This is a genomic window from Cohnella sp. CFH 77786 (genome assembly GCF_019400745.1).
Classification (GTDB): Bacteria; Bacillota; Bacilli; order Paenibacillales; family Paenibacillaceae; genus Cohnella.
Window position 1 is genome coordinate 53,547 of sequence record NZ_WJIB01000017.1, and the last position, 22,893, is coordinate 76,439.

General features: G+C 60.4%; 13 protein-coding genes and 1 riboswitch. Of the genes, 2 read left to right on the forward strand and 11 right to left on the reverse strand.

From position 1 onward, the window contains the following. The first annotated feature begins 91 nt into the window (after nt 1-91). Entirely contained in the window at nt 92-532 is a 441-nt protein-coding gene (locus GE107_RS21260) for a hypothetical protein (protein ID WP_219642630.1), read from the forward strand. An 84-nt stretch (nt 533-616) separates the two neighbouring features. Here GE107_RS21260 and GE107_RS21265 read toward each other — a convergent pair whose 3' ends face one another. Then, the gene (locus GE107_RS21265; protein WP_219642633.1) at nt 617-1,810 is read right to left on the reverse strand and encodes a KamA family radical SAM protein; all 1,194 of its coding nucleotides are present in this window, start codon (nt 1,808-1,810) and stop codon (nt 617-619) included. A 106-nt stretch (nt 1,811-1,916) separates the two neighbouring features. Further along, nucleotides 1,917-2,059: riboswitch (cyclic di-AMP (ydaO/yuaA leader) on the reverse strand. Nucleotides 2,060-2,525: 466 nt separating this feature from the next. Here GE107_RS21265 and GE107_RS21270 point away from each other — a divergent pair. Next, nucleotides 2,526-2,861: a LamG domain-containing protein gene (locus GE107_RS21270; protein ID WP_219642642.1), complete on the forward strand. Its 336-nt coding sequence runs from the start codon at nt 2,526-2,528 to the stop codon at nt 2,859-2,861. Between the two features lie 42 nt (nt 2,862-2,903). Here GE107_RS21270 and GE107_RS21275 read toward each other — a convergent pair whose 3' ends face one another. The 10 genes from GE107_RS21275 to GE107_RS21320 all read right to left on the reverse strand — a co-directional run bounded on the left by GE107_RS21275 (nt 2,904) and on the right by GE107_RS21320 (nt 22,785). Then, a complete protein-coding gene (locus tag GE107_RS21275; RefSeq protein ID WP_219642643.1) occupies nt 2,904-5,030 on the reverse strand; it encodes a cellulase family glycosylhydrolase in 2,127 nt (708 codons plus the stop codon). Nucleotides 5,031-5,046: 16 nt separating this feature from the next. Further along, a complete protein-coding gene (locus tag GE107_RS21280) occupies nt 5,047-6,891 on the reverse strand; it encodes an ADP-ribosylglycohydrolase family protein (RefSeq protein ID WP_219642646.1) in 1,845 nt (614 codons plus the stop codon). Nucleotides 6,892-6,987: 96 nt separating this feature from the next. Beyond that, nucleotides 6,988-8,451, reverse strand: a complete 1,464-nt coding sequence (locus tag GE107_RS21285; RefSeq protein ID WP_219642650.1) for an ABC transporter substrate-binding protein — start codon at nt 8,449-8,451, stop codon at nt 6,988-6,990. Between the two features lie 1,009 nt (nt 8,452-9,460). Beyond that, nucleotides 9,461-12,649 (reverse strand): alpha-L-rhamnosidase-related protein, encoded by a 3,189-nt coding sequence (locus GE107_RS21290; protein WP_219642653.1) that lies wholly within the window; start codon nt 12,647-12,649, stop codon nt 9,461-9,463. A gap of 2 nt (nt 12,650-12,651) precedes the next feature. After that, complete coding sequence (locus GE107_RS21295; RefSeq protein ID WP_219642656.1) at nt 12,652-14,382, reverse strand: sensor histidine kinase; 1,731 nt, start codon at nt 14,380-14,382, stop codon at nt 12,652-12,654. After that, nucleotides 14,379-15,944, reverse strand: coding sequence for a response regulator transcription factor (locus tag GE107_RS21300; RefSeq protein WP_219642659.1), 1,566 nt, complete (start codon nt 15,942-15,944; stop codon nt 14,379-14,381). Before GE107_RS21300 ends, GE107_RS21295 begins: the two co-directional genes overlap by 4 nt. 17 nt (nt 15,945-15,961) lie before the next feature. Next, nucleotides 15,962-16,792, reverse strand: coding sequence for a carbohydrate ABC transporter permease (locus tag GE107_RS21305; protein ID WP_219642661.1), 831 nt, complete (start codon nt 16,790-16,792; stop codon nt 15,962-15,964). A 12-nt stretch (nt 16,793-16,804) separates the two neighbouring features. Further along, nucleotides 16,805-17,686, reverse strand: coding sequence for a carbohydrate ABC transporter permease (locus tag GE107_RS21310; RefSeq protein WP_219642664.1), 882 nt, complete (start codon nt 17,684-17,686; stop codon nt 16,805-16,807). A 52-nt stretch (nt 17,687-17,738) separates the two neighbouring features. Continuing rightward, nucleotides 17,739-18,929 carry a glycoside hydrolase family 88 protein gene (locus tag GE107_RS21315; RefSeq protein WP_219642836.1) on the reverse strand — a complete coding sequence of 397 codons (1,191 nt, stop codon included), beginning with the start codon at nt 18,927-18,929 and terminating at the stop codon, nt 17,739-17,741. 280 nt (nt 18,930-19,209) lie between these two features. Beyond that, nucleotides 19,210-22,785 (reverse strand): polysaccharide lyase family 8 super-sandwich domain-containing protein, encoded by a 3,576-nt coding sequence (locus GE107_RS21320; protein WP_219642667.1) that lies wholly within the window; start codon nt 22,783-22,785, stop codon nt 19,210-19,212. Nucleotides 22,786-22,893: the final 108 nt, after the last annotated feature.

Consider the following 22,893-nt stretch of genomic DNA (forward strand, 5'->3'; position numbering starts at 1 on the left):
GGGACGGTTGCCGGGGCATTGCATTCGTACAAGCGGCGGAATCATACCTGCATATGCTGTAGTAATTCTGTTAAGGAAGCGAGGCAACCGCATGCATGCTACAACCGGCAGACAGACTGGCGATCAAGCCAGGCAATGGATGCATCAACCCGTATGCGTGGTTCTGAAAGACGGAAGCTGCCGTATCGGATGGGTGACCGCCGTGGACCGGGACACGTTGACCCTTGTTGAAGCCATGGACGCGGGGAAGCGGAATCGAACTTTCGGGAAGCGGAACGGCCGGGCGGTCATCGCCGGTTTCGGAGCCGCCGGTTTCGGAGCCGCCGCGCCAACGTTTAACCCTGTACAGGGACAAGGGGGAGGATGGGGCGGTTTGTTCGGCTTCCCGCCTTTCGGAGCAACGGGAAATGCGGGAGCAGGGGGAGGATGGGGCGGCTTCGCGGGTTTCGTCAAGCAGATTTGGCCTCCCATCCAGATCGGCCTCGGCATCGTGAGGGCGGTCATGCCGCTTTTCGGGGGATTCAAGATTTGACCGGAGGCGCCGGTCTGGAATCGGTGCGAAAGGGCTGGCCGCGATCCGCTCGGCCCTCCTCCTCCGGCTCCCCTCCGGAAAGCGTCATATCTCCGTCCAGACGACGTTTCTGTGCCGGCCGGGCGCTCTCGGAGCATCCGGCAGGTCGTTCGCCGATACGACCGAGTCCGTCTTCTTCGCGGGCTTCTTCCAGTACTTCTCGTTCCCCGGGAGATCGTCGAACCATGCCGCGCCCGGCGGGCAGTCGAGGGTCATGAACCGTCCGTAATGCCCGTCGCGCGATTGGTGGTATTTCAGGTACGCCTTGCCGTTTTCGATCGCCAGAATCTCGATTTTGCCCGACGCGTGGCTCATCGACAGCCGAACCCTTTTCCCCAAGCCGGAGGTGCGTGCCTTGGCCTTCTCCACGATGTCGTATACTTCGGCCAATGGCAGTACGAACGCCCGGTTTCCCGCCACGGGACGATTAACGAAGAAGTAATACGGCGTCACGCCCGCCCACGACAGCCGGTCGAGCAACTCGGCCAGCACTTGCGGATCGTCGTTGATGCCCCTGAGCACGGGAGTCTGGTTCACCACAATGGCACCCGCCCGGTGCAGCGCCTCGAAGCCGCGGACCGCTTCCGACGTGATCTCGCGGGGATGGTTCACGTGGGCCATAATATAAATGCGTTTCTCCGGCCTGGAGAACGCCCGGATCGTATCCAGCAGCGCTTCATCCTCGTAAATCCGCATCGGATTGAATACCGGCAGTTTGGAGCCCAGCCGGATGATTTTGACGTGCTCGATTTCCCTTAACCGCGCGATAATCGACCTCAGCTTGGGCGTGCCGAGAATGAGGCTGTCCCCGCCCGTCAGCAGAACGTTACTGATTTCCGGATGTTCGGCGATATAACGAAGTCCGGGCTCGACGTCCGTCACCGCTTCCTTCACGTCGTTGCGGAACAGCCTCTTGCGGAAGCAATACCGGCAATACGCCCCGCACACTTCGGATACGAGGAGAAGCGCAGTGGATGCGTATTTGTGCTGGCAGCCGGGCACCACGTAATTCGTATCCTCGTCCGAAGCGTCCCAGCGGCCGTATTCGCCCAACTCGTCGGCGTTCGGAATGACCAGCTTGCGGATCGGGTCGGAAGGGTCCTTCCAATCGATCAGCTTCAAATAATAGTCGTTCACCCGGAATACGAACTTCTCCGTGATCCGCCTCAGCTTCTCCCTCTCTTGTTCCTGTATGCCTTCGATTCTCCCGATATCGGTCAAGTACTTGGGCTGTGCCATCTGTCTTCCTCCTTCAATGATTTTAGTTTGAAGGGTCTCCGGCAACAAAAAAAGACCCGCATACACGGGTCGATAGGCAAACGAAGGCAAGCCTCCGCCTGCAAATGCCTGACCCATCCAAAGCTGACGAGGTTAGCTGACGGGCTCGGGATAGATGGTTCCCTACGGCCCCGGAATCGGACCGATTCGCCCCACAAGATTGGTTCCCCCGCTTTCCGGCTGCCGCCGGAAACTAAGCTGTGAGTTGTGGACATTTCGCTTTAGGATTTCATGGTACTCCCACTATAACAGAGTGTGGTCATCCTGACAACTTTACAATTGCCCAAAAGTTGTTTGTTAATTTGTGGAACATGCAAGCGCGACTTCTCCGCCGAATTAGCGTCTCTCCGCCTTTATTTCACCCGCTGACCCGCCATCCCGCCGAATTAGCGTCTCTCCGCCTTTATTTCCCCCGCCGCCCCGCCATCCCGCCGAATTAGCGTCTCTCCTCCTTTATTTCGCCCATCGCCCCGCCGTCCCGCCGAATTAGCGTCTCTCCGCCACTATTTCGCCCATCGCCCCGCCGTCCCGCCGAAACGCGGTGCCGATCGGATCGTTCCGATCGAGACGTCGGGCGTCCAGCTTGAAGAGTCGGTTCTCCCGACCGCGACGACGACTTTGTTGGCTGCTGACAATTGAAACCGTATGATCGTGACCTCCGTCAGCTTGCCTATCCATGTTCCTCGTGCCGCAAGGCCCGGCGAACAATCAGACGATGGTCTGGTCCGGCGTCAATTGGTATGATGCGCCGACGGGAATGACGATGCCGGCCGGTGAATGGACGCATTTGGCGTTCACCGTCGACAACGGTTCGATCCGCGTTTACGTGAACGGAGCGGAAAAGTTTGGGGGAACGAACTTCCCCGATATTTTCTCGGCGGGAGGAGCCGTCTTCGGCTTGGGCGTCAACTGGTGGGACACGCCATTCAAGGGCATGATGGATGACGTGCGGGTTTATGATGGCGCGCTTTCGCCTGACGCCGCTGCGGGCTTGGCCGCGAACCGTCCATAAGGAAAACCGTCAGGGGGGTCTGCTCCCTGACGGTTCTTTTTTTCATCGCTGTTGCTCGGATGCGGAGAGCCCAGCCGCTTCCCGAAGGAAATAAGCCGCGGCCTCCTCTCGGATCGACTTGCCGCGTTGCGCTTCCACCTCGTTAACGAAAGGCCGGAGGTTGCCCTGCTCCAGCTTGGCGCGAAGACTGCTGGCGATTCCTTCGCCTTCGATCCAGCCCCATTCTTCGTATCGGTCCACCCATTGGAGCAGAAGCGCGGCGCTCGGCGTCTCCCGCGTCCATTCGATCGCTCTCGCGCGTTCCACGATACCCGCCGAATCCGTTGACCGGAAAGCGATCACATGCGAACCGGGCTCGATGTTCAGGACGCCGTCCGCCGGGACGGCGGTCCATCCGCCGTTCTCCCCGACGAGCCGATACACCGTCTCTACAACCGTACGTCCTTCATGGGCCGCGGCTTCGAACCGGACTTGATCCGGGGCGATCGCGCGGGCTGCCGTAACGGGCGGATACTGGGGCGCGACCTCGCCGAGATCGAGGATCTCCACGTCGTCCACGTACCACTCGCCCGGCTGAAGTCCCCAGAACCAGAGAGCCATCTGGGCGACATTGGGACCCGGGACGAACTCGTACTCCTTGGTCACGAACCGCCCTTCAGTACTCCCGACCGAATCGACGGCAACCGCCCCCAGCGCCTGGCTCAAGCTGTTCCTGTCGTGGTGAATGATCTGCACTTTGCCGCTGTCTACCCGGATGCGAAGCTTCAGCTTGTACCGGTTTTTGTCGGACACCGCGAAATATCCCTGGTCGATTCCCCTGACGTTATTCGCGGAAACCGTAACCTTCTGCGCCTTCGAACCGTCGAAATCGACGAGCGAGGCCGTCGCCTGCGGCCCTTTGCCCCACCGGTCGGCGAGCCCGTCGCCATTCGTGTCCGTCTCGAACGTGCCGTTTTTGATCAAGTTGACCGGCAGTTCGGGGGAGCCGTCGGAAGGGAGGAACGTATTTCGCCCCATATAGGCTTTCAAGATCAGCTCGCGGTCCGTCGGTTCCGACGCTTTCGCCGACTCCCGATTGAGATCGCTTGTCATCGTTTCGTTGTATTCCGGATCCCAGCCGTGCCATTCCTTATACGCGTGGTACGTCCAGCTCCAGCCGTGCTCCTCGAAAATATCGATCAGATCCCGCGTGTACTGCGCCGCGCCGGGTGCCCAACGGATCGCGCTGAATTCGCCGACGTAAATCGGGACATGGTATTTGTTCTGGAAATCGATGACCGGCTTCAGGTCATCGAGGAGCGCCTGTTTGTCCCACATTTTCCCGCCGATAACGCCGGGATAGGCGTATTTGTCCGGCCAGTCGGTCGTGACGGGCGCCTTGTTGAACGTGCTTAAGCCTTGATGCGAGAAGGCAAACGGATTATACATATGGACGCTGTAGATGACCTTATCGTCCTGGATGAGCGGAATTTCTCCCTGGTACTTCACCGGGAACGGAGGGCCGGCATCGATCCATTGGTTTTCGATAAAACCGCGGGGAAGCGCGCCGGGACCAACTTCGTATATGATCGGGGTCTGCGGGTCGTATTCCCGGATCGCGTCGGTAATCTCGTTCGCCCAAACCGGCCAGTTCGCCGCGGCCAGCGGCAATTCCGAATAGTTATAGGCCTCGTTCAGAAGATCGTAACCCCAAATGTTGTTCCGATAAGGCGCAAAACGCTGCGCGATTTCCTTCCAGCAGTCGATGAGCAGCTGCTTGTTGGCGTCGTCGAACCAGAAAGCGTCCGAGTTCGTCTTCAGCGCCGGGTTCGCGAGGGGCGGCTCGTGCAGGTCGACGATGACGTACATGCCCAGCCGGGCGGCATCCTTGAGCGCGCCTTCCATGTTCTCGAGCTGGCGCTGCCAAGCGACCGAAATGCTCACTCCGCTGCGGGCCGCTTCCGTTCTCGGCGTCAGCTGCAGCCGGAATACGTTGGCCCCGTAAACGTCTTTCGCTCTCGCCAAACCCGTGAACGCGCTCGTGTTGAACCCTCTGACGACGGTCGGCTGAAACGTTCCGCCGGCTTCCGCCTTCGGGGCATCGGGCGTCCACATTCCAGCAAGTCCCAACGATAAGGCCATCCAAACCGCCAACATCCGGATCCGTACAGGTCGTGCCGTCCGCTTCATCCCTCATTCTCCTCCTCTAATCGTAAAATCCCGTAAACAACGTATCCGTAAAATAAAAGTACGGTCCCGCCATCGACGGTTCGCCTCCGGCCACCGGCAGCACTCGGGTTTCGAGCGGCCGGCCGTTCTTGACGGTTTCGATTTCGAGCAGATAGCTTCCGCCTTCCACGAAGCGTTCGAACCGCTGACTGGCCGGGGCCCGATGGAATGCCGGCATCCATTCCTCGCCGTCTCCGGACTCGATCAAGGTCTCGCCGTTCCATTGCACCTTGACCGGCGTTCGCGAGGCGACGATCAGCCTCATCGTCCGGCCGCTCGGAACCGTGAGCCGCGTACGCGCCCGGTAGATCCCGTCTGCCTCTTCCGAGCCCGGGAGCTGCTCCCATTCCAGCCGGGTCCCGGAGAAAACCGCATCCCGCCATGTCCCGTCCGGCCCGCCTATCTGCCACTCCGGGGCCGCCACGAGACTGAAAGGAACCGAGAGTTCATGCCAGACCGCTTGATCATGATTCCGGATGATCCGGGCAGTTAGCCGGTAGGAAGGCGCTCTCGACCCTCCCGACCGCAGCCGCATGGGAAACGAGCCGCTTTCGCCCGGACCGAGCCGTATCGGCTGATCCGCCCCCGCTTCCCAGCCTGCCGGAACGTCCAGCGAAAACCGTCCTTGCCACGATTCCCTCGAATGATTGACCAGCGTGAACGCGAGCGTCTTCTCCCGGCCCGCTCCGATGGAAGGGCCGCCGGCTCCGTAGTCCAGCCGCAGCTCGAGTCCGAGCGGCTCGGAAGACGGCTCCGGCAGCAGCCACCGATTGCGCCCCGGGTCTTCCCGCCAAAGCGCCCGGATGCCGTCGTCCGGATGCCAATGGCTGGCGCCGGGCGTGATCCCCCAGCAGGCTAGTACCTGCCGGCCTATACGCATCGTCCGCAGCGTAAGCTCGTTCAGATCGGCCGGCACGGGAAATCCCTTGATCGGCGGGCTGACCACGATTTTGTCGCCGAGCGGTCTCGTCCACTTCACCGGCAGCGCTTCGGGACCGCCGATCATGCCGAGAATCGCGCCGAGCGTCGCGGCCGTGCAGTCCGTGTCGTAGCCGCAGTTGACCGTCTTGAGGATGGCGTCCTCGAAGCTCTCTCCGTACAGCCAGCCCAGGATCGTAAACGCCACGTTCTGCGGAGCGTCGGTGAAGTTGTCGCTGCCGTGATGCAGGAGAACGAGCTCCCTCGCCTCCGTCCAGCTGCTGCCGTCCCGGTGCCATTTCTGCAAATCCCTCACCGCTTTGGCCGTTCGGCAAACTTCCGGAATGAAACTCAAACCAATCGCGATGAGCCGGTCCCGATCAGTCTCCGCGAAAATCGCGCTTTCCAGCGCGGCGAAAAACATTTCGCCGTACACGCCCTCGCCGCCCGCATGATCGACGTTTGCATCCTCATAAGCGTATCGGGCGGCCACGGCCGGCGCGCCGGGCGCGGCCATCGCCCAAATCTCGGAGCGGATCGGCGAACCCATGCAATCGGCGAACGGATTATCGAAGAATCCCGCTACGGGCGGCAGCAGCCCCCGCCTCAGATTCGCGAGCGCGTAGCCGTACTCGTCGAAGGGGAAGAAGACGTGCTCAAGCCATTCCTGGGCGATGAGCCGGGCGGTGAGACGCGTGCCGTACTGCTCCAGCGCGTGCAAATTCACCAGCTGCAAATCGAGATCGTCGTTCTCGAGCGGGCCGTCCGGCAATACCGGGTAGTAGGTCAAGCCGAGCCTTTCCTTCCGGCCCTCCACCGGCGCGCCGAGGGTGCCCCCGATGTTTTTGCCGAGCCATCCCCCGTACACCGTTTTGTAATACTTTTCTTCGCTTAAGCCATCCATTTCGAGGCCGATCCCTCCTTATATACGGATCTTTCGGACAAACACCCCCTTGAAGCGCGCGGCCGACTTCTGAAGGGGGTGTCTATTCGCATCCGTTCAGTTCAACGGATTAAAATCTTTGACGACGTATTTGTTCATGTCGACTTTGCCTGCGTCTACGTTGGCTTTCAGGATTTGATTGTAAGCATCGCCCAGTTCCTTCATCTGCTTGTCGATATCCTTGCCCGTCAAGAAGGCTTGGTTCATCGCATCGAAGATCGCGGCGCCGGCGCCTACGTCGATGTTCCCGACTTTCGGCGGCGGGTTGACCAACGAATAGTCCAGTTTCGGCGAGAACGGATAGTCTTTGGATTTGTCGTTGATGAGGAATCCGGTTACGCCTTTGCGATCGGTCGGCTGGATCGATTTGTCTTGGGCCGCCAAATTCGTGTAGGACCCCAGCCCTTTCTTGGCAAGCTCGACGAACATTTCGTCCGACAGGAAGAACTCCCAGACCGCCTTGGCTTCCTCCGGATGCTTGGTGTCCTTGTTGATGTTCCAGCCGTTGCCCGTCTCGTACGGAACTCCTCCGCCGGCTTTGCCGTCCCAAGTCGGGAAATCCGCCACGCCCCAATCGATTTTGGCCGGGAATTGGTCGTTGAACACCCCGATGTCCCATGTCGCCGCGGAAAGCATGCCGACGTTGCCCTCGGAGAACTGGGCGCGGATCATGTCGTTGTCGTACGTGCCGATGCCGGGGAAAATGCTGCCGTCCTTGTTCACGTCGATCCACCATTGGATGTACTTGGCATACTTGGAGAAATCGTATTCCCCTTTGGTGGCGTCAAAGCCGTTGCGGCCCAGATTGTCGCCGGACAACGCGGCCGGAACGATCACATAATAGTTCCAGAAAACCGTCTGCTTCAGCGGAAGGCCGAGACCGAACTTCTTGCCGCCGCCCTTCTCGGTGATCGTCTTGGCGTATTGCCGCATCTCGTCCCAAGTCGCCGGCGGTTTCTCGGGATCGAGGCCCGAGGCTCGGAACAGATCCTTGTTGTAGACCAGCTTGAAGGTCGTCGCGTTCTCGAGCACGGCTTCGATGCCGCCCACCCATGGAGGCGGGTTGAACGCCGCGGGCGAGAAGCGCGCTTTCATTTCCGGCGTGATGTAAGGCGTCAAATCCATGGCGATTTTGGCATCGGACAGCGAGGACGGGAAATTGTAGATGAGATCCGGCAGCTGACCCGAATTGAGCGCGAGTTTGAGTTGGTCGTTGTAGTTGTCGGTGAAAATTTTGTAGTCGATCTGGATATTCTTGTCGTTCGTTTCGTTGAACTTCTTGACCATCGCCTCCCGAACGTCTTTGTCGTGTCGCGAATTGGTCCAAACTTCGATGACTACCTTTTCTTTGGCCGGCGTCTGCGATTGAGAGGCCGAGGCCGACGGCGTGGAGCTTGCGCCCGAGCTGCCGCTGGGCGAGGCTTCACCGCTGCCGCCGGATTTGCCGCAACCGGCGATCGTGACCGCTGCAGCGAGGAGCACGATGCCCGCCGCTTTCCATCCGCGTTGCAAGAACGACATGCTTTCATCCCCTTCGGTTGTTTATGTTGGATTTGCAGTTTCAGTATAAAGCGGTTTCATCGATTGCCTGAACCACCCGAAATTCAGGTTTACTGGCTGTTTTGCTACAAAATTGACGGTATATTCTGAAACGGTTGCCGCTCTCGATGAGCCCCCGGATGAATTTGTGCAAGAAAGTAGCGTTACTCCGGCTCTCAGGAGGATTCCGGACGAATTAAGGTACATAGTGCCTGTGCCTTAACTGAGGCGCCTTGGCGGGATTTCGGATGAATTAAGGTACTTAGTGCTTTAACTCAGGCGCCTAGGCGGGGTTCCGGACGAATTAATGTACATAGTGCCTTAACTCCGGCGCCTAGGCGGTTTTCCGGACGAATTAAGGTACATAGTGCCGCCTTAACTCAGGCGCCTAGGCGGTTTTCCGGACGAATTAAGGTACATAGTGCCTTAACTCAGGCGCCCAAGCGGGATTCCAGACGAATTAAGGTACATAGTGCCTTAACTCAGGCGCCCAGGCGGTTTTCCGGAAGAATTAAGGTACATAGTGCCTTAACTCAGGCGCCCAGGCGGGATTCCGGACGAATTAAGGTACAAAGTGCCTTAACTCAGGCGCCCAGGCGGGGTTCCGGACGAATTAAGGTACATAGTGCCTTAACTCCGGCGGCCAGGCGGGATTCCGGACGAATTAGGGTACAAAGTGCCTTAACTCAGACGCCCAGGCGGGATTCCGGACGAATTAAGGTACATAGTGCTTTAACTTCGGCGCCTAGGCGGGATTGCGGACGAATTAAGGTACATAGTGCCTTAACACAGGTGCCTAGGCGGTTTTCCGGACGAATTAAGGTACATAGTGCCTTAACTCAGGCGCCCAGGCGGGATTCCGGACGAATTAAGGTACAAAGTGCCTTAACTCAGGCGCCCAGGCGGGGTTCCGGACGAATTAAGGTACTTAGTGCCTTAACCCCGGCCGCTCGGACCGGACCTTCGTTGCGGTATCGCCTCTTCCCATTAATCAAGCAGGATGATTTTTCCGAAATCGAATCTCGAACTCCCGGCCCCCTGTCAACCGGAAGCTTCCGTCGCCAACCGCTTCTGCCCCCGCCGCACGTTCGACCCGCGCGTCGCTTCCGAAACCGCTCATGCTCACGATGCCCGGCATGCCGGTCGGGACCATGCCGGCTAACGTGCCGCTGCCGTCCGCCTCCAGCCGCCACTGCACGTGTACCGGCCCGTGCGGTGTCGGCACCTGCCCTTCCATCTCCCTCATTCCGCCGAGTAACGGCCGGGGAGCGATTTCGACCGCTGCGTACCCCGGCTCCAGAGGCCGCACTCCCAGCAAGTAAGCGCCGCTCAGATAGACGGGGCAAGATGCCCATCCGTGGGCAGGCGACCGCTGCTTGCCGGCGGACCGTCCCGGCCGGTTGCCCGGATGCGTATGCCCGAAGCAGGCGACGCCCTGCTCCGCCCGCCACGCGTAAGCCGCCCGTATGTCGGCCAGAAACCGGCCGAGATCGCGGCTCGCGCGGAGAATATCCGCCGCCCAGTGGTAGCTCGGTTCTCCGATCGTCCAAATTTCCAGCTCCGGATCGTTCACCCGCTCCCACACGCCGCCTAACTCGTCTTCCTCCCACAGCCCCATGTCGAAGGCAAGCAGTTGGGCGTGCTGCGAGAAGGTATCGACGGGTTTGCCGTCGCGGATCCCGTCATGGAACAGGTTTTTCGCCGCGTCGAAAAACCGGGAATGCGCCAAACCGCCCCTCACCCGCTCTGCCGACGCGCTGAAACGCGCAGCCCCTTCCGCGTCGCCTCGCGCTTCGGCAAGCTCAGCCAGCGCAAGCGCCGCCCGCCGGTACAGCCCGTTCAGCACGAACGATTCTCCCCCGAAATCGATGCGAGCCCAATCGACGATTGCCCAGCCTTCCGGATCGCGCAGCAGTCCTTCATCGGTTTTGAATCTTTCGAAAAATGCATAGGTTGCCGTACAAACAGGCCACGCGGACTCGAGAAACGCCCGGTCCCCGGTATAGAAGTAATGGTTGCGGACGCCGAGCCAATACTGCCACGTCCAGACCGGCAAATGAAACTTCATATAGCCTGGGACGACGGAGAACATTCGTCCTTCTCCGTCCGCGTTCCGTCCGTACAAGTCCCAGGTGTATCGGATGAAAGCGGGATCGAAAAACGTGTAATAGTAGTTCAGAGCGATATGCTGCGAGTCCCCGAGCCAGGCGCAGAACTCCCGGAATGAGTCGGAGGCGATGACGTCCGTCCGCGAATAGCGGAGCGTTTCCCTGGCGGTCGCCCATATTCGGTTCCACAGCGGATCGTCCGTCCGTACGAACCCCAACCGCTCCGCAATCGGCTCGGCGGCGAGCGCTTCCGTAATCCGGATGCCTTTCAACGTCACATCACTATGGGTCGATAGAAACAGGTACCGGAACCCCCGGGGCGTAAACCGGTTGCGGAACGATGCCGAACCGCCCGTCCACCGGAAGCGGTCCCAGTTGAATACGAAAGGGAGGTCGTCGGCATCCGTATCGTACCCGTATCCGATCTCGACGAGGTTATCCGATCCCGGCCCCCCTTCCGCTTCGAAATCGAGCTCCAGATGGCCGAAGGAAAAGCGGTGCAGCCGAAGCACGGCGCCTTCGCCGGACAAGCGCAGCCCGCCGCGGTCAAGATCCAAAGCGGGAATTTCACCACCATCACCTGCCTGCATGCGAATCCGATCCAAACCGGGCAGCAAAGCGGGAATTTCACCACCATCACCTGCCTGCATATGAATCCGATCCAAACCGGGCAGCAAAGCGGGAACTTCACCACCATCACCTGCCTGCATATGAATCCGATCCAAACCGGGCAGCAAAGCGGGAATTTCACCACCATCACCTGCCTGCATACGAATCCGATCCCGACCGGGCAGGTTGGTCTTCTCGGCCGGTTTCACGCGCATCCGGTCCCAGCCGAACAGGCGGGTTTTCTTGACCGGCACCAGCTGAACCGCCTGCCCGCAGGGCAGTAAAGCATCCAATCCGGGCGGCGCGTCCGCGAACGAATCGAATTGGAGGAAACTGTCCCGCATCGGATGATAGCCGAGCACCTCAAGAGAAGGCTCCCCGCTTCCTTCCCCGACGAACAAATATTCCGCGTCCAGCAGATACAGCAGCACGCCGCGCGCAAGCTCCGCGACGCCGACTTCGAACCGCCCCTCTGCGGCATGGTGGCCGTAGGCGTGATCCGCCGTTACGGACCCCTCCTCGCGAATCAGGCACGCGCCAAGCCCCCTGTACCCGATCGTACGGACGGCTCCCGCTTCCGCCGCTGCCGGATTCCCACCGTCCCCTGCGCGGAGACGGACGGCTCCCTCTTCTGCTATTTCCGAATCCCCTTCGTCCTCGATGCAGAGACGAACGGCTTCCTTTATTTCCGAATCCCCTTCGTCCTCGATCCGGAGTCGGACGGCGATCGCCTTGTTCTTCACGTCCACGTCCGGCGTATAAGCATACAGCGTCCCGCCGATCGCAGGCAGCGCCGCGAACGTCCCCGCAAGCTCCGCATCGCGCGACAAATCCCGCGTATTCCGCACCAAGGGAGCGACCGGACAAGACAGCACCTTTCTCGCTCGATCCGCGCAGGACACCGGCCGAATCCAGCCGGCGCCTTCTTCGGCGCCAACCTCCGTGTCTTCCGCCGCGCGGCTCACCCAGCTCTCCTCGGCGTCCCCATCCTGCTCTTCCGACGGCCCCAAATGCATGTTGACCCTTGGCGCGAATTCCTCGTACCGCGTCTCCGAACGGCATTCCCAAGCCGCGCGGCCGGTCGTCAGGTCCGTGCCCCCCGCCGTCCCCCAGAAGCCGAAGGCCGGCTCGCCCCGCAAATAACCGAACGTATCCAGATAGAGATGACGCACGAGCACGGCTATGACATTTTCCCCCGCGCGCAAATAAGCCCCAGCCTCATACTCGTCCGCCATCAGCGTATCCGGGAAATTCCGGTGCGGACCTTGCCCGACGAGACGGCCGTTCACCCACAGCACATACTGGGCATCCGCGGCGATTCGGACGGGGCACCCCCGCTCCCCCCCCTTCCATCCGTCAGCAAGCGCAAACCGAAGACGGAATCGGACGATCTCCTGGCTTTTCGGATACCCCTTTAGTTGCGGGGATCGGACCAACTCTTCCGCTTTCATCTCTTTAACCATCGTTAACCATCCTTTATGTCCGATTGACGGTACGGGAGCTCCAGATCGAAACGGGTGCCCCCCTCTTCCGTCTTGCGGGCGGACAAGCCGTAACTCTCCCCGAAGTACAGCTTCGTCCGCTCATGCACGTTGCGGATGCCGAAGGAGGACGAGTCCCTTTCGGGAAATCGCAGCAGCTGAATCACCTTTTGCAAGTCCAAATTCCGGCCGTCGTCCAGTACGCTAAGCGCGAAGCGCTCCTCCGACACGCGCTCTCCCCGGATCTCGATCCGGCTCCCGCCCGATAAACGGTTCATGCCGTGCCGGATCGCGTTCTCCACGAGAGGCTGGAGCGACAGCTTAGGGATTTGCTGGCCCAACAGCTCGTCGTCCACGCGGATATCCACCGAGAATTGATCGCGGTACCGGATCCGCTGAAGCAGCAAGTAGCTGTTCAGATGTCCGAGTTCTTCCCTGACGGCGACCACGTCCGCCTGATTCAGGCCGTGCCGGAGAAAAAAGCTGAGGCTCGTGATCATGGCCGTCAAATCCTTGTCCTTGTGCTCGATCGCTTTCCACTGGATCGAATCGAGACTGTTGTACAGAAAATGGGGGTTGATCTGGTATTGCAGCATGCGAAGCTGGTATTCCTTCTTCTGGATTTGCTCCTGCCGGATTTCCTGGAGCAAGTCCCGGATTCCGTCGTACAACGAACGGATTTCGTCGCTTCGCTCCACCTTCGGAATGACGATATCCGCGCCTTCGCTTTTTTTCCTTGCGACGAGGAGCGCCAGCCGCCGGATCGGCCTGGAGAAGCTTTTGGCCAGCGAGATCGCCAGCAGCAGCGTCAGGGCCACCTGCGCGAGCACGATGCCGATGGTCCAACGCTGCACGCGGTGGAGCGGCGATAAGATGTGCTCGCGCGGAATGATTCCCGCCAGCACCCATTCATCGCCGATCGTTCGCTTGAAAGCGGATAATTCCGGATGGGAAGCGGGGCGCAGCGGCGATCGCCCGGCCGCGAGGATTTCCGCGATCATGTTCGCGTCCGGCCGGATCGGCGGCGCCGACTGCCGAACGGATTCCCGGCCATCCGGATCCAGCAGGAGCATCTGGGTCTGCCCGCTTGCCGCCATCTCGTCCAGCAGACGGCTCATGACGGCGTATGGGACCCGGATTTCGAGACATCCGTACAGCTCTCCCGTCAAGACGTTGCCGAACGGCGCCATCCAACGGAACGACTGCCTCCCCTGGACGTCGCCGGTCAGGAAAAATCGTTTGAGCGCCTTGCCCGCCCGTCGCTTCACGTCTTCCAAGGCCGCCGCGTCCGAGTGGACCGGCAAGCCGAAGGCCGACAAATAATGGGGATGGACCGCGAGCACCGAGATTTGGAAGGACGGATTGACGTAACCGGCTTTGGCGATTCCGTCGGACAGGAAAGCCGCGTTCACGACCTGCACCGCCACGCTGGGATCGCCCCCCGCGAATATCGATATGAACTTCTCGTCTTGCAGAAACTGCCTCTCCACCGTCTTGAAGTCGCGATACATCTGATCCAGCTGCCCGGCGGTTTGCGAGAGCAGGGTTTCCGAGCTCTCCTCCAGCTGGGCCGAGAAGAGATTGGACGTGATGGCGAAATGGACCGAGCCGACCGCGACGACCGGAATCAGCATGCAGAAGAAGATGAGCGCGATGAATTGGTGGTGCAGCCTCCGGTTCGGGAGCCGAAGCCGAAACCGCGTCGGCAGCTTCATACGAGCGCTCCCCGGTACTCCGAAGGCGTCATGCCGAACTCCTTCTTGAACAGCTTGACGAAATGCTCGACTTTCCGGTAGCCGACCACGTCCGCCACTTCATACACCTTAAGCCGGGGATCCTTGAGCAGGCGGGCCGCTTCGTTCATGCGGACCTGCAGCAGGTAATGCCGGAACGTGACGCCGGTTTCCTTTTTGAAGAACTCGCTCAGGTAGACCGGGGACAAGCCCAAATCTTCGGCGATCGCCGCCAATTGGATGTCGTGGCCGTAATCCCGCTTGATGATGTCCATCGCCGCCCGGATCAACGGGTGGGGGCCTTCGAAACGGCACGTTTTCAGGCAGCGGTGAACCTCCCTCCCGAAAAACCGCAGCAGTTCCTTCTGCCGGGGCTGGCTCGCGATTTGCATGCGGAGCCCGCCGCCCTCCGCTTCTCCCCCTCCGTCGTCGTTTCCGCGATGCTTCGTCAGCTCCCGTAAGCTCGTGAGCCATTCGTAGCACCATTGGCGCGCCGCCTCCAGGTCCCACGCCAGAAACGACGGGGTCAATTCGCCGATCCAACGGTTGATTTTCTCGGCATCGCCTTCCAGAACCCAACGGATCAGCTCGTGCGCCGGCTGGCTCCAGGAAATCCACCCCTCCGCTTCCCGCAGCCGGCTCATGGCGAGAACCGGTTCCGACTCGCTCGTGGCGATCGTCTCCGCGGCCTTCTCCATTTCCCAGAACGCGCCGCTCATTTCCAGAACGCCGCCAATCGGCTCCGACACGAGCAGCATCACCCGTTGCTTCGTATAACGGCGGATATTCTCATGCAGCTCCCGCGCGAAATCGAAGGCCGCGGGCTCGGAGAGAGATCCGCCGGCCGCGATGAGCCAACGCCCCGCCGCGATGCGGACGGGACACATCGCTTCCTGCCCGGACAGCGTTTCGTACATGACGTTCTGCACGGCGAACTGCATCGTGCGGACCGATTCGGGATTATCGGGCAAGCCGGACCCGGAACGGTTCATCGTCACGAGAAGCAGCCGAAGGCTGCCTTGGAGCAGCCAACCCAAGCCGACGTTCGCATACTCTTCCTCCCACCCGTAACCGGGGTGCTGGCCGAGAGCGAGTTCGTGGATATATTGAGCGGTGATCGCCTGGCCGTAAGAATCGGCAAGCGTATCGGCCCGCTGTTTCCGTTTCTCCTGGTTGATCCGGTCGACCAGCTTCGTCAATACGTCAAGCAGCTCGGAAGGCTGCGTCGGTTTCAGCAAATAGTCGGACACGCCCAATTGGATCGCCTGCTTGGCAAACTCGAATTCGCCGTACGCGCTGAGTACGACGAATCTGGTCTCCGGACTCCGTTCGAGCGCCCGGCGGATCATGTCGAGTCCGTTCATGTCCGGCATGCGGATGTCGCTGATGACGATGTCGGGACGCAGCGCGGCGATTTTCGCCAAGCCGTCCGCGCCGTCTTCCGCCAGGCCGGCGACATTCATGCCGTATTCATGCCAAGGGATGATGTTCTGCAACCGCTCGCGGATGTAATGTTCGTCGTCCACGATGAGCACCTTGCACATGTCGGCCCCCCCTTGCCTTACCCTTTTACGGCTCCCTGCGCCAGACCCTCCACGATTTTCCGGTTGAGCAACAGGAACAGAACGAGCACGGGGACGATGGAGATCGCCGAGCCCGCCATGAGCAAATTCCAGGCAGCAGCGCCGTCCCCCATGTTGCGCATTTCGACGACCCCGACCGTCAGCGTCTTGAGCTCCGGATTGCCGGAGCTGAGAACGAGCGGGAACACGTAATTGTTCCATTCCTGGATGAATTCAAGCAGGAAGAAGGTGGTCGTGATGGGCGTCATGAGCGGAAAGGCGATGCGCCAGAACCTCCGGAAATAGCCCGCTCCGTCCATGACGGCGGCTTCGTCGATTTCCTTGCCCAGCGAGCGGACGAACCCCTCGTACAGGAAAAGGCTGGCTCCGATGCCGTAGATCCCGACGATCGGCATCGTGTAGATGTGCCGGTTCAGCCCCCATTCCACGGCGAGCTCGAGCCGGGGGTACAACGTCATCGGCCCGAGGCTGATGAACATGACGGCGAGCACCGCGGCCGTCAGCAGCCGTTTTCCCGGAAAATCGGTTCTGGCGAAAACATACCCGGCCATGGCGCCCATCAACGCGACGGCCCCCGCCCCGATCACGGAGAAGACGACGGAGTTGTAGAAATAGCGGGAAAAATTGAGCTCCTGCCACACTTCCCGGAAGTTGTCGAACGTCCAGGTCCGCGGCAGCAGGGAGCCACCGGAAATGAGCTCCTGATTCGTCTTGAACGAGCTGAGCAGCACGTACGCGATCGGAATGAGGGTCAGCACGCCGGCGGCGATCAGGAAAACGTAGCGAATGGCGGATCTGGTCCTTTTCAACGCGCACCCTCCTCAGTGGTAATCCATTCGTTTGGTCAGACGGAAATAGCCGACGGACAACGCCAGAAGCAGAATCGCCGTGAATACCGCCACCGTCGCTCCGTATCCGTAGTTCACGCTGCCGGCCCCGCTGAAGAACTGGTGGAAAATGTACAGGAACGTATTTTCGGTCGCATAGTTCGGGCCTCCGTTCGTCAGAACGAGGTATGGCCCGATCGATTTCAGCGTGCCGAGGATCGACAAGAAAAGGATGATCTGCAGGATGCGTCCCATCATCGGGAGGGAGATCGAACGGACGGTTTGCCATCCGCTCGCCCCGTCGATCGCCGCGCTTTCGTACACTTCCTTCGGGATGCTGCTCAGGCCCACGAGGAAGAAGAGCATGTTGATGCCGAAGTTTTGCCAGGCGTCGAGCCCGATCCCGCTCAGGAACGCGGTCCATCCGACCGCCAGGAACTGCACCGGTTGATCGACCACCCCAAGCGCGAGCAACAGCCGGTTCAGGTCCCCGTTGTACGGATTCAGCAGCAGATACAGCACCATCGCCATCGTCGTCCCCGGCAGGATATACGGCATCAAGAAGACGGCGCGAAACACGTTTCCTCCGCGGGTCTGTCTGTGCAGCAACAGCGCAAGCAGGAAAGCGACAGGCAGCTCGATCAGCACCTTCAGCGCGAACAAGCCCTGTTTCCACAGGCTTTGCCAATACAATTCATCGCTCATCAGACGGCTCATATTGGTCCAGCCCGTAAACCGTTCGGTGAACAAGCCGTCGTAATAGTAAAAAACGTATTTCACGGCCCACAGCAGCGGGTAGACCGAGAACAGGGCGAAACAGGCGACGGGCAGCAGCAGCATCAAATAGGCGGGACCGAATTTGGCGAAAAATTTCATGTTCGTTGCCCCCTTCTATCTGCTCGGCAGAGTTCGAATGATCCGATTTTCGTCACCAGTATGGCCTCCAGTCTTTCAGCGTCCGGACGATCGCTTCGAGATAGAAGTAATCGCCCCAGATACAGCACTCGTCGATGCCCATGCCGCGGGGTTTGTTGTACACGGCGTGCTTCAGGATGCCGCCGGCAAACGAATCGCCCTTCGTCGTGTAATGTTCCGACAGCGATTGCATCGTATGAAGCGCGGCATTGCGGTAAAGTTCGCCGGACTCGTCGCCCGCCGCTTCGAGATGGCCGGCCAGCTCCAGCAATCCGCACGCGGCGATGGCGGAGGCGGAGCTGTCCCGCTCCTGCGGACCGTCCGTGAAAATCAGGTCCCAGTACGCGACTCGGTCATCCGGAAGCCGGTTCAGGAAGTAATGGGCCAGCCGGCGGGTCAACTCCAGAAGCGGCCTGTCGCCGGTATACCGATAGCTCAGGGGAAAGCCGTAAATCGCCCAGGCTTGGCCCCTGGCCCAGCAGGAATCGTCCGCGTAGCCTTGATGGGTTTGGCCGTACTTGGGCGCTCCGCTGTCGACGTCCATGTAGAATGTATGGTACGTGGACGCGTCTTCCCGGACGAGACAGGCGGCGGACCGTTCGGCGTGGCGGGCGGCCGCTTGCGCGTATGCGCCGTTGCCGGTCTTTTCCGATGCCCAGTACAGCAGCGGCAAGTTCATGCAGCAGTCGACGATCATCCGGCCCCGCTCCGCCGGATCGTTCAAGTCGCCCCAAGCCTGGATGATGCCGGCTTTGTCGAAATAGCGCTCCATGAGCAGGTCGGCCGCTTCGAGCGCCGTTCTCCGGGCTTCCTCGTTACCGGTCAGACGGACGGCAGCGACGCAGGAGAGCGTGTAGAGAAAACCGAGATCGTGCGTATCCGTACCGAGCCGTCGGAAAGCCCGCTCCCGGAAATCCTCCAGTTGGATCTCCGCGGTGCGCCGGTATTTGCCGTCGCCGGTCAGCTCGTAAGCGAGCCACAGCATCCCGGTCCAAAAACCGGTCGTCCAGCCTTCGTTTCCTTCGGGCCGATAAACAAGTCCGACGCTGCTGGCGGACGGAAATTTTTCCGTAAACGTTTGCAAATTGGCGTCGATCTTGGCCAGTACGAAACTTGCCGCCTCTTCGGCGAACCCACGGTTCCACTTCGGCGGCTTCTTCCACATTTCCAGGTGTCGAATCGGTTCCAACGTGACGGATTTCATCGCGGTTCCCCCATCATGGCGTCTGTAATCAAGGAATCTCCTTCTCATCCTACCACCCCGCCTGCCGGCTGAACGCCCCTCGTAACTCAGGAATACTGTCGCGACTTCAGGGACTGCGCGATTTCTCCGTCCGATCGAAACAAGAGCAGCGGTAAGGGACCCGCTGCTCTACTTTTCTATGGCGACAAGAACCACCAACCAAGAACCAAACGGGAATTGAGGCTTTGGCTTCCCCGAAGACGCTCTAACCGTCTTGCGGCGCGTGGTATCCATCACATCGCTAACCGCCGGCATCGGCTTGACCGCCGGACATCACGCGTGCATAGCGGGTCAGAACGGACGCCTCCCGCTCACCGATTTTATCCCCCGCCAGCGCGGATACTTGGCGAATATACGCCTCGAACCGGCCGTTTTCGATCTTGCCGGCGAGCGCGCGTTCCAGCCCTTGTTCTCCTTCTCCGGATACGAACCGCTCCGTTAACGAGATCAGGCTCTGAGGCGTTACGCCGACCGAGTAACGGAACGTCGCGCTCCCGGCATTCCCCGCCCGGTCCTCCGCCTGCACCGATCCTTCGTGATCGCCCGGCTCGAGCTCGTACGCGGGAACATCGACAAGCGGAACGGAGCAAGGGTCGCCGGCGACGCCGGACAACGGGTCGTTTGCCGAGCAAGTGATCCTCACCTGCTGTTCGACGGTATAATCGGCGGCGCCGAATACCTCGATGGCCGGCGGCGTCCCGTCCAAGGAGAACAAGGCGGTTGTCGTCTCTTCCGCATTGCCGGCGTAATCCGTCGAGCGATAAGAGACGGCATGCCGGCCGTCCTCCGAGAACGTAATCGGACCCAGATAAGGAATCCAATCCCGGCCTCCGTCCAAGCTGTATACCGTCTCGGCGACGCCGGATTCCGCATCTTCGGCGGAGAGCGTCAGCATAACGGTCCCGCGGTACCAACCGTCATGAAACTCGCCTTGCAGCTCGTGTACCGTCACCGGAGGGGTAACGTCGACGGCTTCATAGACCTCCACTTCCGCCAGTTGCATCCGGAATAGGCCCCCGTCGGAAGGATTGGGACGCAGGTTCGTTCCCAGCACCCTGACGTACCGGGCGTCCGTCTTCGGGAATACGAACGATTGCGCCTGGCTGCCGGGACGAGGATAGCCGGCTTGGCTGACGACGGCGTTCCAGTTCGTTCCGTCCGCCGAAACCTGGATTTTGAAGTCTGCCGGGAAGCCTTGACCGACGTTCCCGCTGTCCGATCTCGGATACAGGTCGACCCTATCAACGGAATAAACGGCGCCCAGATCCGCCTGAAACCATTCCGCGTGATTCACGGTCAAGCTGGCGTTGCTGGTCCAGCCGTTGCTCGTTCCGCCCGAGAACCGCTGGCCGTCGGTCGCGCGCGCGACGTTCCATACGCCTCCGTTCACCGTGCTGCTGGCCGTCGCCGGTTTGTTGAGAGCCAGATTCGCGGCTTTCGGCAGCGGGTTGCCCGTGGATAGCCCGAACCTCGCCAGCATCGTTCTGCCATAAGCGCCGTTCACGTTCACGGTCATTTTGATCGTCGGGCTGAGCTGAGTCACGGTGATCCGGCTGTCCGTTTCCAGAATGCCGCGCGCCGGCCTGCCCAATTCGATCTCGATCGCGCCCGTATTCAGCTGCGTCGGATCGGCGACCGCCACCTCGATCTGGTCTGCGCTTTCCCGGACGATGACGGAGGATTTTCGGTTGCTGGTCACGAGACCGACGGTCTTGACGGCATCGTTCCAGAAATTGACCGCGGTGATGCCGAGGCCGCTTTCCTTCACGCCATGGGCGTCGCCCGACTGCTCGAGAATGGTGAACTCCGGGGCGGCGGCATAAGCGGCGACCTGCCCGCTCGTCATGTTCGGCAACAACGCGTAAGCATAGCTGCAAGGCGTCGGATTGACGCCATGGTCGAACCACATCGTCAAGTAGTTGCGTTTGTGAATTTGCCCAAGATCTCCCGATGTGCCGGCGTTCCGGTTGATGTCGTACCACTTGCCGCTGCGCTCTTCCCGGATTGCCTTAAGCGTCGAAACGTTCGGGAAGAAGTACCCGATGTCGGCGCCGGCGGATGTCCCCTGCAAATGAGCCCAGCGGACGCCGGTCATCGTCTCCGACCAGCCTAGCTCCGTCCCCTTCGCCGTTCCGTTCACCGTAAGCACGTTGGTGCCGGCTGCGTTCAGCTTCCGGTTTTCCACGGTCGTTTCCACGGCCAGGCCGCCGGCGGCGGAAATATCGGAGCCGATCGCCACGATCTCGTTGTCGAACATGAACCACGATTTCTTCGCCTGCAGCGATTCGGCGTCCGGCTTCAGCTCCATGCCCGCGGCGCCGAATTCGCCTAAATCCGCCCCTCCCGCCCATTTGCTCTGGTTCGGGTTGAAGTTCGACGCTTTGCCCGCCTGGGCGGTCGTGCCCGCCAAGCGATAGGCGTTGACGGTCGGATGGTACTCGTCGTCGTAGGCATCCAGGTCTCCGTTATAGAGATACACAGCTCCTTGTCCGTAATGCCAGCCGTGCAGATTCTCCGCGTTGATCTGCTCGTAATTGATGACGTGTCCGTTCATGGCCACCCCGAATGCATAACCCGGGCGGCTGTGCACGACGCGGTCCATTCTCGCGAACGTCCTGTGCAGCGTCAAATCGCCGCGCGAGACGGCCGATGCCGCGATCGCCTTCGCTTTGGCGATCGTATAGATCGAGACGTCCCGGTAGAAATCGCGGTACGTGTCGGACTCGATCTGGTACTTGATCATGCTTTCCATACGCGACTTGTTCTCGGCATCCGCAGAGGCGGACAGCCAGATAACGCTTTCAAGGATCTCGTGTCCGATCCGGTGCTCCTGGGCTTCGGGACGCGACATTTCCCGGCCTTGCACGAAGGACATCACGCCGCCCCTGTACAGAAACGGCTCGAACGCGTTAAACGTCCATTCGCAGATCACCTGTTTCTCCGCGGGGTTGATGTCCCAAGCGGTTCCGGACAGCAGCATCATCATTTCGGCAACCGATTTGTAAAAGCCTCTGCCGTACCCCCCGTTATACGGGTTGCCGGGATAGCCGGGCGTGTTCGGACTGTTCGTGCCGGTATGGTCAATGTAGGAGCCGTCGTCGAAAAAGCCGTTCCCGTAAGTGCTTCTGTACTTTAACGCATCCTCGATCGTGGACTTTACCGTACCGAGCGCCGATCCGTTCTTCTTCAGGACGTTGTTCAGCAGCAAAACCTTCGTCCCCCACAAACCGTTGGCATCACCGGACCCCGGAGGCTGCCGGTGCTTGTCGACCGCGGCCGTATAGCTGTTCAGCGAAGCTGCCGGAATCCGGTCATACATCAGAGCCGCCGTATCCAGCAAATAAAAGGGTATCGAAATCTTCCACTCGAACCAGTTGCCCGGTTCCCCCGTCGAGGTCGAATACCAATGGGCGTTCAGCCATTCCAACCCGGCAGCGATGTCCGCCGCGAGAGACTCGTTTCCTTGAAACGCCGAGCCCTGGACTTGGTACGCGAGCGCCATGGCGCGCAAACGCCAGTAGGAATCCCGGACATGAAAGCCATTCGCGCCGCTGCTGAGGTCGCTCCATAGGTACGTCCGGGCAGCGCTCTTGTCCATCGCTTCCCAATATCCTTGGGCGGCGTCCTCGATCTGTTCGACCTTCGCGGCGATATCCGGATCCGACGGGTCGAAGCCCGAACCCCCGGCAAGCAGGGCGCGATAAGCGTCCCGCATGCCGTCATAGATGTCCGCCGCCGCGGATGAGCCGGAGAACGTGAACAAAGATGCCAGCATGGTGATGCAGACGCCCGCCGCGAACCACTTCTTTTGCCCCATATAACGTCCCTGCCTCCTCGAAAAAGTCAGCTTGAAATCCGCCCGCTATCCCGTCGGTTCCCCATTTTACGAAGCCAATCTTCCACAGCGTCGATTCGGGCGCGCGCG

Excerpts from the sequence above, each read along its gene's own strand:
- GE107_RS21260 (WP_219642630.1), top strand. The coding sequence starts at position 92 with ATGCATGCTACAACCGGCAGACAGACTGGCGATCAAGCCAGGCAATGG.
- GE107_RS21265 (WP_219642633.1), bottom strand. The coding sequence starts at position 1,810 with ATGGCACAGCCCAAGTACTTGACCGATATCGGGAGAATCGAAGGCATA.
- GE107_RS21270 (WP_219642642.1), top strand. The coding sequence starts at position 2,526 with ATGTTCCTCGTGCCGCAAGGCCCGGCGAACAATCAGACGATGGTCTGG.
- GE107_RS21275 (WP_219642643.1), bottom strand. The coding sequence starts at position 5,030 with ATGAAGCGGACGGCACGACCTGTACGGATCCGGATGTTGGCGGTTTGG.
- GE107_RS21280 (WP_219642646.1), bottom strand. The coding sequence starts at position 6,891 with ATGGATGGCTTAAGCGAAGAAAAGTATTACAAAACGGTGTACGGGGGA.
- GE107_RS21285 (WP_219642650.1), bottom strand. The coding sequence starts at position 8,451 with ATGTCGTTCTTGCAACGCGGATGGAAAGCGGCGGGCATCGTGCTCCTC.
- GE107_RS21290 (WP_219642653.1), bottom strand. The coding sequence starts at position 12,649 with ATGGTTAAAGAGATGAAAGCGGAAGAGTTGGTCCGATCCCCGCAACTA.
- GE107_RS21295 (WP_219642656.1), bottom strand. The coding sequence starts at position 14,382 with ATGAAGCTGCCGACGCGGTTTCGGCTTCGGCTCCCGAACCGGAGGCTG.
- GE107_RS21300 (WP_219642659.1), bottom strand. The coding sequence starts at position 15,944 with ATGTGCAAGGTGCTCATCGTGGACGACGAACATTACATCCGCGAGCGG.
- GE107_RS21310 (WP_219642664.1), bottom strand. The coding sequence starts at position 17,686 with ATGAAATTTTTCGCCAAATTCGGTCCCGCCTATTTGATGCTGCTGCTG.
- GE107_RS21315 (WP_219642836.1), bottom strand. The coding sequence starts at position 18,929 with ATGAAATCCGTCACGTTGGAACCGATTCGACACCTGGAAATGTGGAAG.
- GE107_RS21320 (WP_219642667.1), bottom strand. The coding sequence starts at position 22,785 with ATGGGGCAAAAGAAGTGGTTCGCGGCGGGCGTCTGCATCACCATGCTG.